Origin of the sequence: Geomonas terrae, from assembly GCF_004791675.1 — a bacterium.
GTDB lineage: Bacteria > Desulfobacterota > Desulfuromonadia > Geobacterales > Geobacteraceae > Geomonas > Geomonas edaphica.
Map to the genome: position 1 here is coordinate 735,680 of NZ_SRSC01000002.1, position 18,931 is coordinate 754,610.

The following is an 18,931-nucleotide window of genomic DNA, read 5'->3' on the forward strand; positions in this document are numbered from 1 at the left end:
GTCTGTCTCCTTATGAGTAGCGGACCAGTTCGGACATATCACGTACGGCGCGGTCGAGACCGACCAGGATGGCGCGCGACATGATGGAGTGGCCGATGTTGAATTCCTCGATGCCGCCGATCGCGGCAACCTTCTTCACGTTGGTGTAGTTGAGGCCGTGCCCGGCGTTGACGCCCAGGTCGAGCTTGCGCGCAAGCTTCACCGCATTCTCGATCTTGATCAGCTCCTGCTCCTCTTCTTTCCAGGTGGGCGCATCGGCGAAGGAACCGGTGTGGATCTCGATGTAATCGGCGCCGATCTTGTTGGCGACCTTGATCTGGTCGGGATCGGGATCGATGAAGAGGCTCACGATGATGCCTCCCGCCTGCAGCTTCTCGATGGCGACCTTCAACGCTTCTTGGTGGATCCGGACGTCGAGCCCCCCTTCGGTGGTCAGCTCGGCCCGCTTCTCGGGGACCAGGGTGCAGCACTCCGGCTTCACCGCGAGGGCGATGGCGATCATCTCGTCGGTGGCCGCCATTTCCAGGTTCAGCTTGGTCTGCACGGTCTGGCGCATGATCTTGAGATCACGATCCTGGATGTGCCGTCTGTCTTCGCGCAGGTGGATGGTGATGCCGTCGGCGCCCGCCAGTTCGGCAATGGCCGCGGCCGCGACCGGATCGGGCTCACTCCCGCCCCTTGCCTGCCTCAGAGTCGCTACATGATCGACGTTGACGCCCAGTTTAGCCACGGTTCTCTCCTCCCAGGGCCGACGCCGCGGTTTCGGCTATCTCGTTGGCCCAGTTGCGAATTTTCGTCTCGTCATCACCTTCGAGCATGATGCGCAAAAGGGGCTCGGTGCCGGACCAGCGGATCAGCACCCTCCCCTCCCCTTTCAGCCTCCCCTCTACGTCGTTCACGAGGTTCGCTATCTCGGGGACCTGCATCACGTCGGTCTTCTGCGAAAGGCGCACGTTCACGAGCACCTGCGGCAGGGAGTGCATGACGAGGGCGAGCTCGGAGAGGCGCTTCTGGCGGCGCTGCATGATGGCGAGCACCTGCAGTGCGGAGAGGATGCCGTCACCGGTTGTGTTGTGGTCGAGGAAGATCATGTGGCCGGACTGCTCGCCGCCCAGGTTGTAGCCGCCTTTCAGCATCTCCTCCACGACGTAGCGGTCACCGACGGCTGTCTTGATAACCTGACCACCGGCGCGTTTCATCGCGATATCGAGACCCATGTTGCTCATCACGGTGGCGACCAGGGTGTTCTGCTTCAGGGTCCCCTGGCGGATCATCTCGGTCCCGCAGATAGCCATGATCTTGTCGCCGTCCACCACGTTGCCGTACTCGTCGACGAAGATGACGCGGTCCGCGTCGCCGTCGAGCGCTACGCCCAAGTCCGCGCCGTGCATCTTCACCGCCTCGCTCAGCACCTCAGGGTGCAGCGACCCGCAGTCCGCGTTGATGTTGGTGCCGTTGGGCTTCACGCCGATCGTTATCACCTCGGCGCCCAGTTCCTCGAACACCGCCGGGGCGACCTTGTACGCCGCGCCGTTGGCGCAGTCGAGAACGATCTTCAATCCGGAGAGGTCGAGGTCCTTCGGGAAGGTGCTCTTCAGGAAGACGACGAAGCGCCCCTGGGCGTCGTCGATGCGGTACGCCTTGCCGACCTCTTTCGCGGTCGGGCGCAAGGAGTCGATGCGTTTCGAGAAGATCAAGTCCTCGATCATCAGCTCGGTCTCGTCCGGCAGCTTGAAGCCGTCGCTCGAGAAGAACTTGATGCCGTTGTCCTCGAACGGGTTGTGCGAGGCGGAGATCACGACACCCGCATCGGCACGCATCGAGGAGGTGATGTTGGCGATGCCCGGCGTCGGGAGCGGGCCGACCAAGAGGACGTCGACGCCCATGGAGCAGATGCCTGCCATGAGCGCGCTCTCAAGCATGTAGCCGGAAAGACGGGTGTCCTTGCCGATGACGATGCGGTGGCGTTTCTTGCCGTTCTTGAATATGTAGGCGGCGGCGCGGCCGATCTGCATCGCCATCTCCGCCGTCATCGGGTAGACGTTGGCCACACCGCGGACCCCGTCGGTACCGAAAAGTTTCTTCATTCTCTTCACCTCGTAAAAATAGTCATTCTAAAACAGCCTTACTTCTGGTCCCTGCTGGTAAGCGCGATGGTTACCGTCGCGGGGGCTACGTGAACCACCTTGATCTCCGAATCGAGATCGAAAAGGCCGTCCTTCAGCGAGAGCTGCTGCTGCCCCGCATTGGCGCCGGTCAGATCGATCCTGAGACGAGTCTGGTGAAACGGCAGCAGGAACAATAAAATCCGCGGCCCGGAGACAACGACCTCCGCCTCGGCCGGTGCCACCCCGTCAAGCTGCAGCCCCGGCGGCATGCGATCGAGGCCGACGGGAACGGTGAGCACCATCTCCCCGGGTCGCTCGAGGATCACGCTGAGCCAGATCAGGACGGCCAGCAGCACGGAAAGCGCCTTGACCCCCTTCAGCCATTCATGCCCTCTTGCGTGCATGGTCGTCATTTGAGCCACCTCGGTTCGACGAGCCTTCTAAGCGTCTTGCCCAGGGACGGCATGTCCACCACGTCGGTCTTCTTCCCCCCCACCACCACCGAGGCGGTCCCGGTCTCCTCGGATACTACGACAACCAGGGCGTCGACCAGCTCGGAGAGGCCGATGGCGGCGCGGTGCCTGGTCCCGAGGGCTTTGTTCACCTCAAGGTTCTGGGTGAGCGGCAGGAAGCACCCCGCCTTGGTCAGCTTGCCGTGCTGGATGATAACGGCGCCGTCGTGAATAGGCGAATACGGCAGGAAGATCGAGGAGATCAGCTCGCTGGTCACCTTGGCGTCGATGTCGGTGCCGACCGCTAGGTAGCTGTCCACCGAGATGGCGCGCTCGATGACGATGAGCGCCCCGATCTTCTTCTGCGCAAGCCCCGCGACGGCGAAGACGAGCTCGTCTATGACGTCGGACATCTCGACGTCCTTCTCGGTGCGGCTTCTGGTCAGCGTGGCGAAGGCCCTGCGGATGTCGGTCTGGAAGATGACCGCGAGACCGACCACGGAGGAGGCCAGGATCAGGTCGATGATGAGCCGGACGGTCTGCAGGGAGAAAAAGCGCGCCAGGAGATGAAGGGCCACGAGTGCCGAAAGGATGGCGAGGATGCGCAGCGCGAGCACTCCCTTCAGGAGCCGCGCCAGCCTGGAGATGATCAGTATCGCGAGCGACAGGTCCAGGAGGTCCCGCAGTATGCCTATGTTTTGCAGGAATGAATTCATCCGCACCGGTCGGGAAGCAGCGCTTCCGGTTTGTCGGGCCTGCGGGTTACATGAGCGCCCGCGTCATGACGGCGACATCCCTCATGGCTGCCACGTCATGAACCCGTATGATGGCGGCTCCGTGCACGATCGACATGACGACCGCGGCTGCCGTGCCGAATATCCTCTCTCCTCCGTCCCTTCCGGTGACCGCCCCGATGAACGACTTCCGGGAAGGCCCTACCAGGATCGGACAGCCAAGCGGCCTGAATTCCTCAAGCCGTTTGATCAGCTCCAGGTTCCCCTGGACGCTCTTGCCGAAGCCGAGCCCCGGATCGACGACGATGCGCCCCGCAGCAACCCCCGCCCGTCGGGCGAGTTCGATGGAGCCTGTCAGGTACTCCTTCACGTCGGCGATCAGGTCGTCGTAGTTCGTATCCTTCTGCATGGTGTCGGGCATGCCGCGGGTGTGCATGACCACCACTCCCGCATCGGATTCGGCCACGACGGCGGCCATCTCCGGATCGAACATGAGGCCGGTTACGTCGTTGACGATCTCGGCCCCGGCGGCGCAGGCTGCCTTCGCGACCCCCGCCTTGTAGGTATCGATGGAGATGGGGACCGAGACGTTTCCTTTGAGCCCCTCTATAACGGGAAGCACCCGGTCCAGTTCCTCCTGCAGGCTTACCGCAGGGGCATCGGGCCGGGTGCTTTCGCCGCCGATATCGATGATGTCGGCCCCCTCACGCTCCATCTCGCGGGCCCGTTCTACCGCCCTCTCAACGGAGAAGAAGCGCCCCCCGTCCGAGAAGGAGTCCGGAGTCATGTTCAGGATGCCCATGATCTGCGGACGCTCCAGGGACAGGGTGCGTCGGGAAAGTTCCCACTTCTGAACCTGCATCGTTACGCGGTTACGACAGGCTCGGAGGCGATCTCTTTGCCTTCGATGATGCGGTCCACTTCCTCGCCGGTTAGGTTTTCCTTTTCGATGAGTGCGTGCGAGATGCGGTGCAGGGCGTCGAGGTTATTCCGCAGCAGATCCTGCACGCGTGCGTAGTTCTGCTCGACGATGAGCCTGATCTCGTGATCGATCTCGATGGCGGTCGCCTCGGAGTAGTTCTTCTGGTGCGCCATGTCGCGTCCGAGGAAGATCTGCTCGTCCTTCTTGCCGAAGGAAACGGGACCGAGTTTCTCGCTCATGCCCCACTCGCAGACCATCTTGCGTGCGATGTCGGTAGCGCGCTCGATGTCGTTACCTGCGCCGGTGGTCATGGAGTTGAAGATGACCTCCTCGGCTACGCGGCCGCCAAGCAGCACGGCGATGCGGTCAAGCAGCGATTCGCGGGAGTAGCTGTGCTTGTCCTCGATCGGGAGCTGCATGGTGACGCCGAGAGCGCGCCCACGCGGGATGATGGAGACCTTGTGCACCGGGTCCGCGCCCGGGATGAGTTTCGCGATAAGGGTGTGCCCCGCCTCGTGGTAGGCGGTGTTCTTCTTCTCCTCGTCGGAGATGACCATGGAGCGGCGCTCGACACCCATGAGGACCTTGTCCTTCGCGTCGTCGAAGTCGATCATCTCGACCATGCTCTTTTCCTTGCGTGCGGCGAGGAGTGCAGCCTCGTTGACCACGTTGGAAAGGTCCGCACCGGAGAAGCCCGGGGTACCGCGGGCCACGACGCCGAGGTCGACGTCCGGGGCGAGCGGGGTTTTCTTGCAATGCACCTTGAGGATCATCTCGCGACCCTTCACGTCGGGACGCGGCACAACGACCTGGCGGTCGAAGCGGCCCGGACGAAGGAGCGCCGGGTCGAGCACGTCGGGACGGTTGGTTGCGGCGATGAGGATGACCCCTTCGTTGGATTCGAAGCCGTCCATCTCTACCAGGAGCTGGTTCAGGGTCTGCTCACGCTCGTCGTGACCGCCGCCAAGACCAGCGCCGCGGTGACGGCCCACTGCGTCGATCTCGTCGATGAAGATGATGCAGGGAGCGCTCTTTTTCCCCTGCACGAACAGGTCGCGCACGCGGGAGGCGCCGACGCCGACGAACATCTCGACGAAGTCGGAACCGGAGATAGAGAAGAAGGGAACGCCCGCCTCCCCCGCGATGGCGCGGGCAAGAAGCGTTTTGCCGGTGCCCGGAGGGCCCATGAGCAGGACGCCTTTCGGGATACGGCCGCCGAGTTTCGTGAATTTCTTCGGGTCCTTCAGGAAGGAGATGATCTCCTCGAGCTCTTCCTTGGCCTCCTCGATGCCGGCCACGTCCTCGAAAGTGACGCGCCCCTGCGCCTCGGTGAGAAGCTTTGCGCGGCTCTTGCCGAAGGCCATCGCCTTGCCGCCGCCACCCTGCATCTGGCGCATGAAGAAGATCCAGACCGCTACGAGGAAGATGATCGGGAACCAGGAGATGAGCAGCGAGAACCAGGAGAAGTGCTCCTCCTCCGGGCGGGCCGACACGGCGACCTTCTTCTCGATCAGCAGGTCGGTCAGCTTGGCGTCTGCCGGCTTGAAGGTCCTGAACTCCTTGCCGTCGGCGAATTTGCCTAAGACCTCGTCCCCCTGGATGACGACGCTCGCCACCGGACGGTTCACGTTCTTCACCTTGCCGGTTTCCACGGCCTCGATGAAGTCGCTGTAGTCGAGTTTTTCCTGGGTCGGCTTCGGCTTGTTGAACAGGTTGAACAACAGGATCATCATCAAGCTGATAACGAGCCAGAGCGCCAAGTTTTTATAGAATTGATTCAAGTTTCCTCCCGATTAATCGGTGTGCCGCAACTCCGTGTACTATCAGTGTTTGTCGTTGATACATAGCACGGGCCGCGAGGTTGAAGTTCGTCTTATGCCTAGCATTTATGAGAAAGAAAGAAAAAGCATTCAAATGAGTAAAAAGGATTACCATAAAGGGTGCAGGTTGACAAGAGCTTTAAGGTGTAATTTCAAGAATTTCCAAACGTAAAACCGCGTCAGCTGCGGGTTTTACCCGTCCTTTCTCGGCAAGTCTCACCCCGGCTACCCAGATGACATCCCCTTCGCTGAAAACAAGCGGCACTCTGCTGCGCTCGTGCGGCGGGAGTTTTTTGTTGATGAAGAGCTCCTTCACCTTCTGTGAGCCGTTCAGCCCCAGCGGGGTGAAGCGGTCACCGGCTGCAAAAGGGCGCACAAGCCACGGAAAAGGTGCGGCTTCCGCCGACACGTAGGCGATCTTCTCAGAACCGGTCACGAGGTCGGCAGGCCGCGGCAACCGCTGCACGCTGAGCGTCATACCGTTCGGCAAGGGGTAGCTCCCCTCTCCGGAAATCGTCATCTCCCAGCTCTGCTCGATGGGCTTAGTTACGGAGGTGAAGCGGAGTTCGTCGTAGCTGCGCTCGACGCGCAGATCGTCCGGGAGGTTTAGGCTCGCGTTGGGGCGACTGGAGGCGACGAGGCGGTCGATCGCGTCGAGGTGCGTCAGGGCGATGCGCATGAGGTCTCCGCGCAGTTCGCACAGCGCGTGACGGTACAGGCGCAGACGCAGACCGCGGCGCTCGCCGAGCAGGGAGGCGATCCCCAGGCGGACGCTTTCATCCTCACTGCGGGCCAACCGCGAGAAGGTCTCGTCGGTCAACTGCTCGAGGAGTTCCTCGTCCGAGGCAAGGATCTCCGCGGTGGCCGCGAGTCGCTCGGTCACCTTCGGGTTGTATTTTTTAAGCAGAGGGATCAGCTCGTGCCGAATGCTGTTGCGCAGGATTGCGGTATCCGCGTTAGTCGAATCGGTACGCCAGTTTAGGCCGCGCTCGTTCAAGTAACGCTCAAGCTCAGCGCGGGTCACTTTCAGGAGCGGTCGTTTCAGCATGTTGTCGCCGACCGCAGCCATGGCGCTCAGCCCTGCACCGCCGGATCCGCGCAAAAGGCGGATCAGCACGGTCTCGGCCTGGTCGTCCATGTGGTGGGCCAAGGCGATACTCGTCGCGCCGTGACGTCGGGCGACCTCGCGGAAAAAGGCGTAGCGCGCCTGACGTCCGGCATCTTCGAGGGAAAGCCCTTCCGCAGCGGCGAAAGAGCCGACATCGACCCGGATGGAGAGAAAAGGGATATGGTAGCGGGCGGCGAGGTCAGCGACGAAGCGTTCGTCACCGTCTGATTCCGCGCCTCTCAGGCAGTGGTTCAGATGGGCGACTATGAGTTTCAGGCGTTCAGTATCGAGTCGCGTAAGGATATCGAGGAGCGCCACCGAGTCGGCGCCGCCCGAGACCGCGACCACCACGGTTTCACCGGTGGAGAAGAGGTTTTGGTTGCGGACTTTCGCGAGTAGGTCTTTCAAACGGCATGGGCTCCGTGAGTGTTGAGTAGCAAGAGCGATGAGGAGGCTGGCTGGTCAGGACTTTTTTTATGGTCACCGCCGTGTCCCCCTCTCCCGCCTGCGGACCGAAGCCCTACGGTGGGCGAAGGCCCGGAGGGAGGGGGAGGATTTTGCGAATTGGAGCAAGGTCTCAACGCAGAACGTAGAACATAGAACGTAGAACGCTTCTAGTCTTTAAGCGTGCACTCCTTCTCCCAGGTGAGGTACCCGTCCCCGACGATGTCCCAGAACGACTCAATGCGCCCGGCGTAGTAGTCGAGTTCCGAGCATTCCGCCTCGATGGCCTGGAGGAACTTGAGCGAGATCAACTGGTGCCCGTACAGGAACCGGTAGAACTCGCGGACCCCGGCAAGGTACCCCTCGATCTCGTCGATGAGCGGCTCCATGGTGTTGACGATGTACCAGTTGCCGGCGAACTGACGCACGATCCCCGCACGCTCGTCGAAGATGCTGCGCTGCTTGATGGAGACGACGAAATCGCGGGTGAAGTAATCGGCGGCGCCGGCCAGTGCCGTCGCCTGTTCCGGCGACATGCCCGTCTGCTGTATCTCCTCGTAAAAACGGTGCAGCAGGTCGCTGACCAGTTTGTCGACCCGCACCTCGTCCTCGAGGGTGGTCGGAACGTAATCCCTTTTATCGACCTTCAATACGTCAAATGCCTCTTCGCAAAATTCTGCCATGTGCCCCTCTTTAAATCAGGTTCTATGTTCTACGTTCTAAGTTCTACGTTCTTGGGCTCAAGCTGGTTGGCACCATTCCAAAAGCTTACGAAAACCTTTCAGGTTTTAACGTAGAACGTAGAACATAGAACCTAGAACGTTTTTCCGCCTCTACCGCCTTCTCGGGTCGAGCGCGTCGCGGATCCCCTCCCCTACCAGGTTGTAGGAGAGCACGGTTACCAGGATGGCGAGCCCCGGGAAAAGGGAAAGCCACCAGGCGAATTCTATGTAGTCCTTGCCGGAGGTCAGGATGTTCCCCCAACTGGGCGTCGGGGGTTGCACCCCGATACCGAGAAAGGAGAGTGCCGACTCGGTGAGTATGGCACCGGCCACCCCGAGCGTCGCCGAAACCAGCACCGGCGAAAGCGCGTTGGGCAGAACATGGCGGAAGATGATGCGCAGATCCGACGCCCCGAGCACGCGGGCGGCTAGGATGAAGTCGCGGCTCTTCAACGAGAGAACCTCGGCACGCACCAGACGCGCCACCCCCATCCATCCGGTAAGTCCGATGATCACCATGATGTACCAGATGGAAGGCTCCAGCATGGCGATGACGGCAAGGATCAGGAAGAAGGTCGGGAAGCAGAGCATGATGTCGACGATCCGCATCAGCACCGAATCGATCCAGCCACCGTAGAACCCGGCGAAGAGCCCCACCACCGTACCGACGACGACGGCGATGCCGACCGCGACGAAACCGACCTTCAGGGAGACGCGCGCGCCGTAGACGACGCGGGTGAAGACGTCGCGCCCCAACTCGTCGGTGCCGAACCAGTGTGCCGTGGAGGGAGGCAGGAGCACGTGCCACGCGTCAATGGTGTCCGGACTGTAAGGCGTCACAGCGGCTGCCGCCAAAGACAGCAGGAACAACACCGCGATGACGACGAGCCCCGCGGTCGCGAAGCGGTTGGTCGTGAAACGCTCCCAGAACTCCCTGGCCGGGCTGCTCACCTTGTCACGCATGGCCCCTCCATGAAGCGACGATATCCGCATCCCCTACCCCTTTCCATGCCTGATCCTTGGATCGGCAAGGGCGTAGCTCAGGTCGGCCAGGAGGTTTCCGATCAGGGTGAGGCAGGCGCCAATGACCAGGATCCCCATGACGAGCGGATAGTCGCGCGCCATGACGCCTTGGTAGAAGAGCTGCCCCATCCCGGGGATGGAGAAAATAGTTTCGAAGATGACGCTGCCGCCGATCAGGGCGGGGAGCGAAAAGCCGAGCAGGGTGATCACCGGGAGCAGCGCGTTTTTGAGGGCGTGCCGGTAGATGACCACGCGTTCCTTCACCCCCTTGGCGCGGGCGGTGGTGATGTAGTCCTGCGAGAGCACCTCGATCATGGTGGAGCGCATGTAGCGCGACAGCCCGGCAAGGCTACCGAAGGTGGCGATGGCGATGGGAAGCACCAGGTGTTTCCCGAGATCGAGAACGCGCCCGAAAAAGGGGAGCTGTTCGCTGCCAAGCGAGTGTATGCCCGAGATCGGCAGCCAGGAGAGCTTCACCCCGAAGAAGTACATGCAAAGAAGCGCCAGCCAGAAGGTCGGCACGGCAAATCCTACGAAGACGAAGACCGATATGGCGCGGTCGAGCAGCGTGTCACGGTGCACCGCCGCCAGGATGCCGATGGGAAGTGCCAGACCGAATTCGAGGATCAGCGCTATCACGTTGAGCGAGATGGTGATCGGGATCCTTTCCTTGATCTTGTCGAGCACCGGGCGGTTGTCCGGCGCGAAAGAGCGGCCGAAGTCGAGCCGGGAGAGGTTCCCGAGCCACTTGCCGTACTGCACGTGCAGCGGCTTGTCCAGTCCGTAGAACTCGCGCAGCCGTGCGCGCGATTGAGCCGAGACCTTCGGGCTCATCGCCGTCTGCATCTCCACCGGTTCGCCCGGTGCGAGATGGATCACCGTGAAGGTGATCAGCGTGATCCCAAGGAGCAGCGGGATCAGCATGAGTATGCGTTTTATCAGGTAGTTGGCCATAGTTCTCTGAAGTAGTGGAGATGTACCAGAGCTTCGCTGTCAATCGTCAATTGCTATTCGACGTACCACTTGATGAAGTTATGCATGATCCCCGCTGGTGCCGGTTCGATTCCCTTTATCCTGGAGGAGACCACCGGCAGGGCGTCAGGGACGTACAGGAAGGTGTAGGGCTGGTCCTTCGCGAGGATCTCCTGGATGCGGTAGTAGCAGTCGCGCCGCTTCTCCATATCGAAGGTCCCCCTCCCCTCCACGATAAGCCGGTCCAACTCGGGGTTCTTGTAGTTGATGAAGTTGAGTTCCTTGGGGCCGGTCTTCGAGGAGTGCCAGACGTCGAAAAGGTCCGGGTCCTGGGAGATGGTCCACCCGAGGAGCACCGCCTCGAACTTCCCCTTGTCGATGAAGTTGGTGAGAAACGACGCCCATTCCACCACGCGGATCTTCACGTCGATGCCGACTCGCTTCAGCCGCATCTGGATGATCTGGGCCGCCTTAAGACGCTGGTCGTTCCCCTGGTTGGTTAGGATGGTGAAGCTGAGCGGCTTGCCGTCCTTCGCGAGGATGCCGTCCGCCCCCATGACGTAGCCCGCCTCACGCAATAGCGCCTGGGCGCGTGCCGGGTCGTAGCCGGGGTCGTTTTCCACCTTCGCCTTGTAGGCCCAGGTCCCTGGCTTGTAGGGGCCATGGGCGATCTGCCCCATCCCGAGTAGCACCCCCTGGATGATCTCTTCCTTGTTGATGGCGCAGGTGATCGCCCGGCGCACCCTCGCGTCCTGGAACATGGGGAGACGCAGGTTGTAACCGAGGTAGGTGTAGGCAGAGGCCGGATAGCGGTACTTGTTGAAGCGCGCCAGGAACTCCTTGGTATTGGTCTGGCGCTGGTACTGCACCGGGGAGAGCCCCATCATGTCGACCCCGCCGGCCTTCAGCTCCATGTACATGGTGGAGCTGTCCGGGATGATGCGATAGACGTAGCGGGAAAGGCGCGGCTTCCCCTCCCAGTAGTTCGGATTCGCTTCGAGGATAAGGCGCTGCCCGGGGATCCACTCCTTGAAGATGTACGGGCCGGTGCCGATCGGGCTCCGGGCGAGCGGACTCTTGGTGATGTCCTTGCCCTCAAGCAGATGGGCGGGGAGGATGTTCATCCCCCAGGAGGCGAGCGCCGGTGCGAAAGGCTTCGCGTAGCGTACCTTGAAGGTGTAGGCGTCCGGGGCCTGCGCGCTCTGCACCTGCTTGAAATCCTCGGCGTAGGCGGTCGGGGTCTTGGGGTCGACGGTGACGCGGTAGGTGTAGAGCACGTCGCGCGAGGTGAAATCCTTGCCGTCATGCCATTTCACGCCGCGGCGCAGGTGGAAGGTGATCTGCAGGCCGTCCGGGGAGACCTCCCAGGACTCAGCCAGGTCCCCCTCGAGCTTCAGGTTCTTGTCGTAGCGGACCAGGCCGTTGTAGACGAGCCCGGCGATGTCGCTCGACGAGGTGTCAGTAGCGAGGGTCGGGATGAGGGTTGAAGGCTCCCCGATACTCCCGGTGACGAAGGAGGAACCATTGGCGCCTGGTCCACGGCTCCCGGCCCGGTCCGCGGGCGCACCCTGGCTGCAGGCGGTCAGCGTCAGAAGGACGAGGAGGAGAAGACGACGCAGCGGGATCATTTCTCGCCGGCTTCCTGTCGGCAGTGTTTGATCTTCTCGGCGAGCTCGGCGCTTTGCTCCGGCTCCATCTTCTGCAGCTTTTTGTAGAGCGGCAGTGCCTTCTTGTAGGCGTGGACGGCGCAGTAAGCGTCGGCCAGGTGTCCCATGACGATGGCGTCACCGTCGGAAAGCTCGACCGCACGCTCGAGCTGGGTAACCGCATCGTTGTAGCGCTTGAGCTTGAAGTAGGTCCACCCGAGGCTGTCCAGAATGAACCCGTCGTCCGGCTTCAGCTCGACCGCCTTTTTAAGGTAGGTGAGCGCCTCGTCCAGGTTCACCCCCATCTCCGCATAGGTGTACCCAAGGTAATTGAGCGCCTGCGCGTCGTTCGGGGTCGCCGCGATGACCTTCTTCATCATGTCGACGGAGAGTTCCTTCTGTCCCAGCTTGTCGTACATGATCCCAAGCCGGAACAGGACGCGCGGGTCCGCCTGGAGTTTCACGTCCATCATCTTCAGGGTATTGATGCCGAGCTGGTACTGCTCCATTGACTCGTAAAAGCCGGCCAGGTGCAGGTACGCTTCGATGCGGGAAGGCTGCTTGGCGATCTCCTCCAGCAGCAGGGTTACCCCCTTTTCCGGGTGCCCCTTCTCCTTGTACAGGTAGGCCAGGTGCCCAAGGGAATCCAGGTAATAGGCGGAGTCCCGCGGGATCATCTGGAACTGTTCGATGGCCTGATCTACGTCCTCTTTCTCCTCGAAGGCGCTGGCAAGATAGAAACGGACCTGCTGCGCGTCCGGCTCGGCCTTGAGGATATCCTGGAAGACCTTGATGGCCTCGTCGTAGCGCTCAAGCTCAAGCAGCAAAAGCCCGATCTTGCGCGAATTCTCCAGCGAGCGCCCGCCTTTTTGCTGTAACAGGGCGAGGGCCTCGTCGAGGCGCTTCTGCTGGATGTAAAGCTGCACGAGGTGCTGGATCACGTTTGCGTTGTTCGGGTTGATCTCAAGAAGGTCCTTGTAACTATCGATCGCGTCCGGGATGAGCCCCTGGGTCTCCTGGGAGATGCCCATCTCGATCAGGGCCTGCTCGAAGTCCGGCTTTATCTCGATGGCCTTCTTGTAATAAGAGAGCGCCTCCTTCGGCAGACGCATCTGCTCGTAGGTCTTGGCCAGGTAGTAGTACCCGAGCGCAGAGTCGGGCGAAGCCTTCACCAGCGCTTTCAGCGTGTCCACCGCCTGCTCGTACTCGAAGCTCTTCAGGTAGTAGATGGCGACGTGCAGGTAGACGTCTTCCTTGGAAGGGTCGAGCTCGATCACCTTCTTGTAGTGCTGGACCGCCTCTTTTTCACGCTGCAGCGTCATCAGGATGTTGCCGCAAAGAAGCTGTGCCGGCACGGACGAGGGGTCGATGCCGATGGCCGCCTGGCACTCTGCAAGCGCTTCTTCAGGACGGTTTTGCTGTAGGTAGATCTGGGCCGAGGTGTGATGCAGGAATGCGGAGTTCGGGTCGGCCGCTATCCCCTCCCGCAGCAAGACCTGCGCGGCGTCCAGATCGCCTTCGGCCGCCCGCAACCTCGCTAGAGCGAACAGGTACATGGTCTTCCCTCCACCGGGGGGCGGAGTCGGCGCAGTGATGACGCCCAGATCGGCAAGCGGCTTCGAAACCGAAGCTTGCTCGGTGGCGCAGGCGTTGATCAACAGGGGTAGAAAAAGGAGTGGCAGACACTTCTTGGTCATGGGGTACCTGTGGCTTCGGTAGATTTGGGGCAAAAACCTAAAAAACGCGGCACCCTCTCTGGATACAGTATCCGTGGGTGGCGCGGTTAATTACCATGAAAGCTAGCATAAATAGGTAGCAGCGTCAAACAACATTTAGCTGCATTTTAGGCGGTTGCGCCTCAAATGCGGTATGATACTATTCTCAAATGAAATCATCATCTTACAGGTAAAACGATGATCCGAAGTGTTATAAAATCGCTACTTGAAGCTAAGGCCTACCCGGACCCGACGACGGAAGTGCGCCTGGTAGAGACGCACGTCTCCTTCATATTCCTCACCGATAACTTCGTCTACAAGGTGAAAAAGGCGGTAAATTACGGCTTTCTCGACTTCACCACCCTCGACCGGCGCCGCTTCTACTGTAACGAGGAAGTGCGCCTGAACCGCCGTCTTTGTCCCGAGGTCTACCTGGGCGTTGTCGAGCTGCGCGACACCGCGGACGGCCCCTGTTTCGGCGGTACCGGTCCGGTGCTCGACTACGCGGTGAAGATGCGGCGCCTGCCGCAGGAACGCATGCTCGACAGGCTCCTTGCCGAAGGAAACGTCGACGCCCGCGACATGACGCGCATCGCGCAGGCGGTGGCGCGCTTCCACGAGGGGGCTGAACGCGGTCCGGTGATCGACGCCTGCGGAGAAACCGACGTTATCCGCGAGAATTGGGAGCAGAATTTCCGACAGGCGGCCCCCTTCGTAGATGCCACCATCTCAGCCGCCCAAATGAAGGAGATCCGGCAGTGGGTGACCTCCTTTCTCCAGGGAAATGACGCACTCTTTCGGGAGCGGGTGACTGGGGGCTTCATCAGGGACTGCGACGGCGACCTGCACTCCGGCAACATCTGCCTCACCGACCCGGTTTGCATCTTCGACTGCATAGAGTTCAACGAGAAGTTCCGGTACATCGACACGGCCGCCGACCTCGCCTTCCTGCTCATGGACCTGGAATACGCCGATCGAAAGGACCTGGCCGGCGAACTTCTTAACGCCTACCAGGCGGCAAGCGGAGACATGGGGATGGCGCCGCTGCTCGACTTTTACAAGGCGCAGCGCGCCTTCGTGCGGGGCAAGGTGACCAGCCTGCGCCTGGAACACGCGTCCCTCACCGAGACGGAGCGTGCCGAGGTCAAGAACGTGGCGCTCCGCTACTTCAGGCTGGCGCGCGGCTACACCTTGAGAGCGAGCATGCAACCCATGCTCGTCCTCACCTGCGGGATGATCGGAAGCGGCAAGAGCACGCTCGCACGCGCGCTCAGCCGGGAGTTGGGGCTCGCACTAAAGCGTTCCGACGTGGTGCGCAAGGAACTGGCCGGCGGTGCCATCGTGGGAGCGACGCCCATCCAGTCCTACCGCGCAGGGATTTACAACAGCGACATGGATCAGGCCACCTACAACGCGCTCCTGACAGAGGCGGAGCGCTCGCTTTCCCGGGGTGAAGGGATGGTGGTGGATGCCACCTTCCGGCGCAGTGCGGACCGGGAGCGCTTCCGCGAGCTCGCCATGAGGCTCGGCGTGCCGTTTCTGATCGTCGAGACGCGCTGTTCCGAGGAGGTCGCGCACCGGCGCCTGGAGGCCCGAAACAGCGATGCAGCAGAGGTATCGGACGCGCGTTGGGAACATTACCGCCATCTGCAGGCGGAGTTCGAGGCGCCGCAGCCGGGCGAGGCGATCGTCGTCGACAGCGCCCTTCCCGTTCACCAGGGGGTCGACCTGGTGATCGAGGCAGCGGGGTTACCGTCATGAAAAAGACCCTGAAGGAAGTGGTGATACACCGGCTCAAATTAAAGGACACCTGGGTCATCTGCTTCGTGCTCGGGCTGGTAATGATGAACTACCCGTTCATCAGCATCTTCAACAAGGAGTATCTCCCCTTCGGGATACCGCTTCTCTACCTGTACCTGCTGGTCGGATGGAGTTTCTCCATCTTCATCGTCTACCTTTTCAGCCGCGCCGCGCGTCGCGAAGCCGATACCAAGGGGCACCTTTGATGCTTGAGGTCAACTGGGTCTGGGGCACTGCCCTGCTCTACATAGCCCTCCTCTTCCTGGTCGCCTACTACGCCGATCTACGGCAGAAGGCGGGGCGCAGCATCACGGCCAACGCCTGGGTCTACTCCCTATCCATCGCGGTCTACGCCACATCCTGGACCTTCTACGGCAGCGTCGGGAAAGCCGCCACCACCGGGATCGATTTCCTCCCCGTCTACCTGGGCCCCACCCTGACCGCCTTCACCTGGTGGTTTCTGCTGAAGAAGATGGTGCGGATCTCCAAAGAGAACAACATCACCTCCATCGCCGACTTCATCAGCTCCCGCTACGGTTCCTCGCAGTGGCTTGGTGCCATCATCACGGTGATCACGCTCATGGGAGTGATGCCCTACATCGCCCTGCAGCTGAAGGCGGTCTCCACTTCCTTCACCATCATCACCGGCTACCACGACTTCCACCTGGGCTTCATGGAACGGGCCTACATCCCCTCCCCGCACCCCGGGCTTTTCACGGCGCTGCTGCTGGCGGTGTTCAGCGTGCTGTTCGGGGCGAGGCACCTGACCTCCACCGAGCGCCACGACGGTCTCGTGGCGGCCATTGCGCTGGAATCGGTCGTCAAGCTCGTCGCCATGCTGGTCGTCGGCGCCTTCATCACCTACTTCGCCTTCGACGGCATGGGGGACATCTTCTGGCGCATGTTCCAGAAGGAGCCGCACACGCTGTCGCGCCTCGTCACGCTCGACGCGACCGGGGAGAACTCCTACGCCTCTATGTTCAGCATCCTCGCACTCTCGATGAGCGCGGTCATGCTCCTACCGCGCCAGTTCCAGGTCATGGTGCTGGAAAACGCGCACGAGGCGCACCTTAACAGCGCATCCTGGCGCTTCCCGGCCTACATGTTCCTCATGAACCTGTTCGTCATGCCCATCGCCCTCGCCGGAATCCTGATGACAGGGAGCAACCGCGGTGCCGACTACTTCGTGCTCACACTGCCGATGCGGCTCGAGTCACCGTGGCTCGCCCTGGTCGCCTTCTTGGGCGGGTTCTCGGCATCGGCGGGGATGGTGATGGTCGAATCCATCGCCGTCTCCACCATGCTTTTGAACCACGTGCTGATGCCGGTCGTGATCCGCTTCCGGCCCCAGTCCTGGTTCCCCCTCCTGCTCATCAACCTGAAGCGCTTCGGCATCGTGCTCGTCATCCTGCTCGGGTACCTGTACCAAAGTGCGGTGGGCGAGAGCTACATGCTTGCCAACATGGGGCTCATCTCCTTCTCCGCCGCGGTCCAGTTCGCCCCCGCCCTGATCGGCGGTCTCTACTGGCCGCGCGGCAACAAGGCTGGCGCCATAACCGGACTGTTGCTCGGTTTCGCGGTCTGGTCCTACACCCTGCTCCTCCCCTCCGTGCTGCAGGCGGGGGGGTGGCAGACCGATCTTTTGCTCTACGGCCCGTTCGGGATCGAGTTTTTGCGCCCCCAGGCGCTCTTCGGGCTGACCGGACTGGACGAGTTCACCCACACGCTCTTCTGGAGCATGTTCATGAACATCGCAGCCTACCTCTCCCTCTCCATCCTCCTTGGCCAGGGTGAGAAAGAGAGCGAACAGATGAACCGCTTCGTGCGGGTCTTCTCGCAGGAGGGGACGCCGCAGTGGGAGACCAAGCGCCTGTCGAAACCGGTCACCATCGTGCAGTTCGTCACCCTCATGTCCAAGTTCATAGGCGAACAGCAGGCCCACGCCGCGATCGCGGACTACCTGGGGGAACGCGAGATCGACGGCAAGGGGGGGGTCTCCGAGTTCGAGCTCCCGAACCTGAAGCGTTTCGTGGAAAAGACCCTCGCCGGCTCGCTTGGGGGTGCCGCCGCCGGCGCGGTCGTCGAGAGTTTTCTAAGCGACATCGGCTCCCGGATGGAGCCGGTGTTCGACATTTTTTCCACGGTGCGCACCTCACGCGACCAAAGCCGCGAGGCCCTTTTCGTCAGGCTGCGTGCGTCCGAGATCATGAACCGCTCGCTCGAACTCGACATCATCATGGGGGATCTTCTCGAGCTTCTTTTGCGTGAGTTCAAGCTCGACCTCGCCGTGATACGGCTTTTAAACGAGGAATCGGTACTGAAGGTCCGCTCCTACCGGGGCGTCGGCGGGGAAAGGATCACGGCGGAGGATCGCATCCTCGAGATAGACACCCACGTCGGCGAGGCCTTTCTCGGGCGCCGGACCGAATTCTTCAACGACACCGCCTTCATCACCAAGCCGATCGCCAAGGAGATCTTCCAGAAGGAAGGGATCAAGTCCTTCGCGCATATCCCGATCGCGAGCGAGGGGGCCCCTCCGGTGGGAGTTCTTTCGGTATTCTCCCGCTCCATCATCGGTCTTTTCACCGAACAGTTCGTCGAGCTTCTTGAGAGCCTTGCGGGACAGCTCGCCCAGGCGGTGCGCATCGTCGAGGAGCGGGAGGCGAAGGAGCGCGAGCGGCGCCAGAAGGAGGCTGCACTTCTGGAGAACGCGCGGGTCACCCGCGACCTCGAGCTCGCCAAGCAGATCCAGCTCTCGCTCCTGCCGGAAAGCCCGCCGTCACTCCCCGGGCTGCGCATCGCCAGCCGCTGCGTGCCCGCCGCACACGTCGGTGGCGACTACTACGACTTCTTCCACCGCAGTACCGGGGTCATGGACGTGGTCATGGGGGACGTCTCAGGCCACAGCGTCGGGGCCGCCCTCATCATGGTCGAGACGAGAAGCGTACTGCGCGCCCAGATGCAGGAGTCGAGGTCCCCGAAGGACCTTTTGAAGCTTTTGAACGAGCTTTTGTACGACGACCTGACCGGCGCCGAACTCTTCATCACCATGTTCTGTGCAAGGTACGACGGCACGGAACGCGCCCTCACCTTCGCCAACGCGGGTCACACCCGCCCCATCCTGTTCCGCGGCGGGACCTGGCAGGAATTGGACGCCGAGGGACTCATCCTGGGTGTCGAAAAAAATGTCGTTTTCGAGGAGCGCCATACCCCCCTGGAACCGGGGGACCTCCTCTTCATTTACACCGACGGCATTATAGAGGCGGAGAACGACGCGGGGGATTTCTTCGGGGTGGACCGGCTTTGCCGGCTCCTCTCCGGGCTGCTTAAAGAGGAGCCTGAGGTGGTTATCGAGAGGGTGCTGACCGAGGTGGGAAACCACGCCTGGCCCCAACCTTTACAGGACGACATTTCCATGGTAGTCATGAAGGTGGCGTGACCACAAGGGGGCGCCTCTTGCTAAAT

15 protein-coding genes are annotated in these 18,931 nt (G+C 61.5%); 3 read left to right on the forward strand and 12 right to left on the reverse strand.

Annotated elements, in window-relative coordinates:
- Nucleotides 1-10: 10 nt before the first annotated feature.
- The 12 genes from E4633_RS10425 to E4633_RS10480 form a co-directional block, all read right to left on the reverse strand.
- Nucleotides 11-730, reverse strand: coding sequence for a pyridoxine 5'-phosphate synthase (locus E4633_RS10425; protein ID WP_135870179.1), 720 nt, complete (start codon nt 728-730; stop codon nt 11-13).
- Nucleotides 723-2,087, reverse strand: a complete 1,365-nt coding sequence (glmM, locus tag E4633_RS10430) for a phosphoglucosamine mutase (protein WP_135870180.1) — start codon at nt 2,085-2,087, stop codon at nt 723-725. Before glmM ends, E4633_RS10425 begins: the two co-directional genes overlap by 8 nt.
- Nucleotides 2,088-2,125: 38 nt before the next feature.
- Entirely contained in the window at nt 2,126-2,521 is a 396-nt protein-coding gene (locus tag E4633_RS10435; protein WP_246038023.1) for a YbbR-like domain-containing protein, read from the reverse strand.
- On the reverse strand, nt 2,518-3,276 hold the full coding sequence (cdaA, locus tag E4633_RS10440; RefSeq protein ID WP_135870181.1) for a diadenylate cyclase CdaA: 759 nt from the start codon (nt 3,274-3,276) through the stop codon (nt 2,518-2,520). The genes E4633_RS10435 and cdaA overlap by 4 nt, the downstream gene beginning before the upstream one ends.
- Nucleotides 3,277-3,322: 46 nt before the next feature.
- Complete coding sequence (gene folP / locus E4633_RS10445) at nt 3,323-4,156, reverse strand: dihydropteroate synthase (RefSeq protein WP_135870182.1); 834 nt, start codon at nt 4,154-4,156, stop codon at nt 3,323-3,325.
- A gap of 2 nt (nt 4,157-4,158) precedes the next feature.
- Entirely contained in the window at nt 4,159-5,997 is a 1,839-nt protein-coding gene (gene ftsH, locus E4633_RS10450; protein WP_135870183.1) for an ATP-dependent zinc metalloprotease FtsH, read from the reverse strand.
- Nucleotides 5,998-6,175: 178 nt separating this feature from the next.
- On the reverse strand, nt 6,176-7,552 hold the full coding sequence (gene tilS, locus E4633_RS10455; protein ID WP_135870184.1) for a tRNA lysidine(34) synthetase TilS: 1,377 nt from the start codon (nt 7,550-7,552) through the stop codon (nt 6,176-6,178).
- A 206-nt stretch (nt 7,553-7,758) separates the two neighbouring features.
- Complete coding sequence (locus E4633_RS10460) at nt 7,759-8,271, reverse strand: hypothetical protein (protein WP_135870185.1); 513 nt, start codon at nt 8,269-8,271, stop codon at nt 7,759-7,761.
- A gap of 150 nt (nt 8,272-8,421) precedes the next feature.
- Nucleotides 8,422-9,273 carry an oligopeptide ABC transporter permease gene (gene opp4C, locus E4633_RS10465; RefSeq protein WP_135870186.1) on the reverse strand — a complete coding sequence of 284 codons (852 nt, stop codon included), beginning with the start codon at nt 9,271-9,273 and terminating at the stop codon, nt 8,422-8,424.
- 33 nt (nt 9,274-9,306) lie between these two features.
- Complete coding sequence (locus tag E4633_RS10470) at nt 9,307-10,287, reverse strand: ABC transporter permease (RefSeq protein ID WP_135870187.1); 981 nt, start codon at nt 10,285-10,287, stop codon at nt 9,307-9,309.
- A gap of 53 nt (nt 10,288-10,340) precedes the next feature.
- Nucleotides 10,341-11,933 (reverse strand): peptide-binding protein, encoded by a 1,593-nt coding sequence (locus E4633_RS10475; protein WP_135870188.1) that lies wholly within the window; start codon nt 11,931-11,933, stop codon nt 10,341-10,343.
- A complete protein-coding gene (locus tag E4633_RS10480) occupies nt 11,930-13,648 on the reverse strand; it encodes a tetratricopeptide repeat protein (protein ID WP_135870189.1) in 1,719 nt (572 codons plus the stop codon). Before E4633_RS10480 ends, E4633_RS10475 begins: the two co-directional genes overlap by 4 nt.
- A gap of 216 nt (nt 13,649-13,864) precedes the next feature.
- Here E4633_RS10480 and E4633_RS10485 point away from each other — a divergent pair, with 216 nt between their 5' ends.
- Genes E4633_RS10485 through E4633_RS10495 form a run of 3 tightly spaced genes read left to right on the forward strand, consistent with a single transcriptional unit; the run spans nt 13,865 to nt 18,905 of the window.
- A complete protein-coding gene (locus tag E4633_RS10485; RefSeq protein WP_135870190.1) occupies nt 13,865-15,427 on the forward strand; it encodes a bifunctional aminoglycoside phosphotransferase/ATP-binding protein in 1,563 nt (520 codons plus the stop codon).
- Nucleotides 15,424-15,672, forward strand: a complete 249-nt coding sequence (locus E4633_RS10490; protein WP_135870191.1) for a hypothetical protein — start codon at nt 15,424-15,426, stop codon at nt 15,670-15,672. The genes E4633_RS10485 and E4633_RS10490 overlap by 4 nt, the downstream gene beginning before the upstream one ends.
- Complete coding sequence (locus tag E4633_RS10495; protein ID WP_135870192.1) at nt 15,672-18,905, forward strand: SpoIIE family protein phosphatase; 3,234 nt, start codon at nt 15,672-15,674, stop codon at nt 18,903-18,905. Before E4633_RS10490 ends, E4633_RS10495 begins: the two co-directional genes overlap by 1 nt.
- The last annotated feature ends 26 nt before the right edge of the window (nt 18,906-18,931 follow it).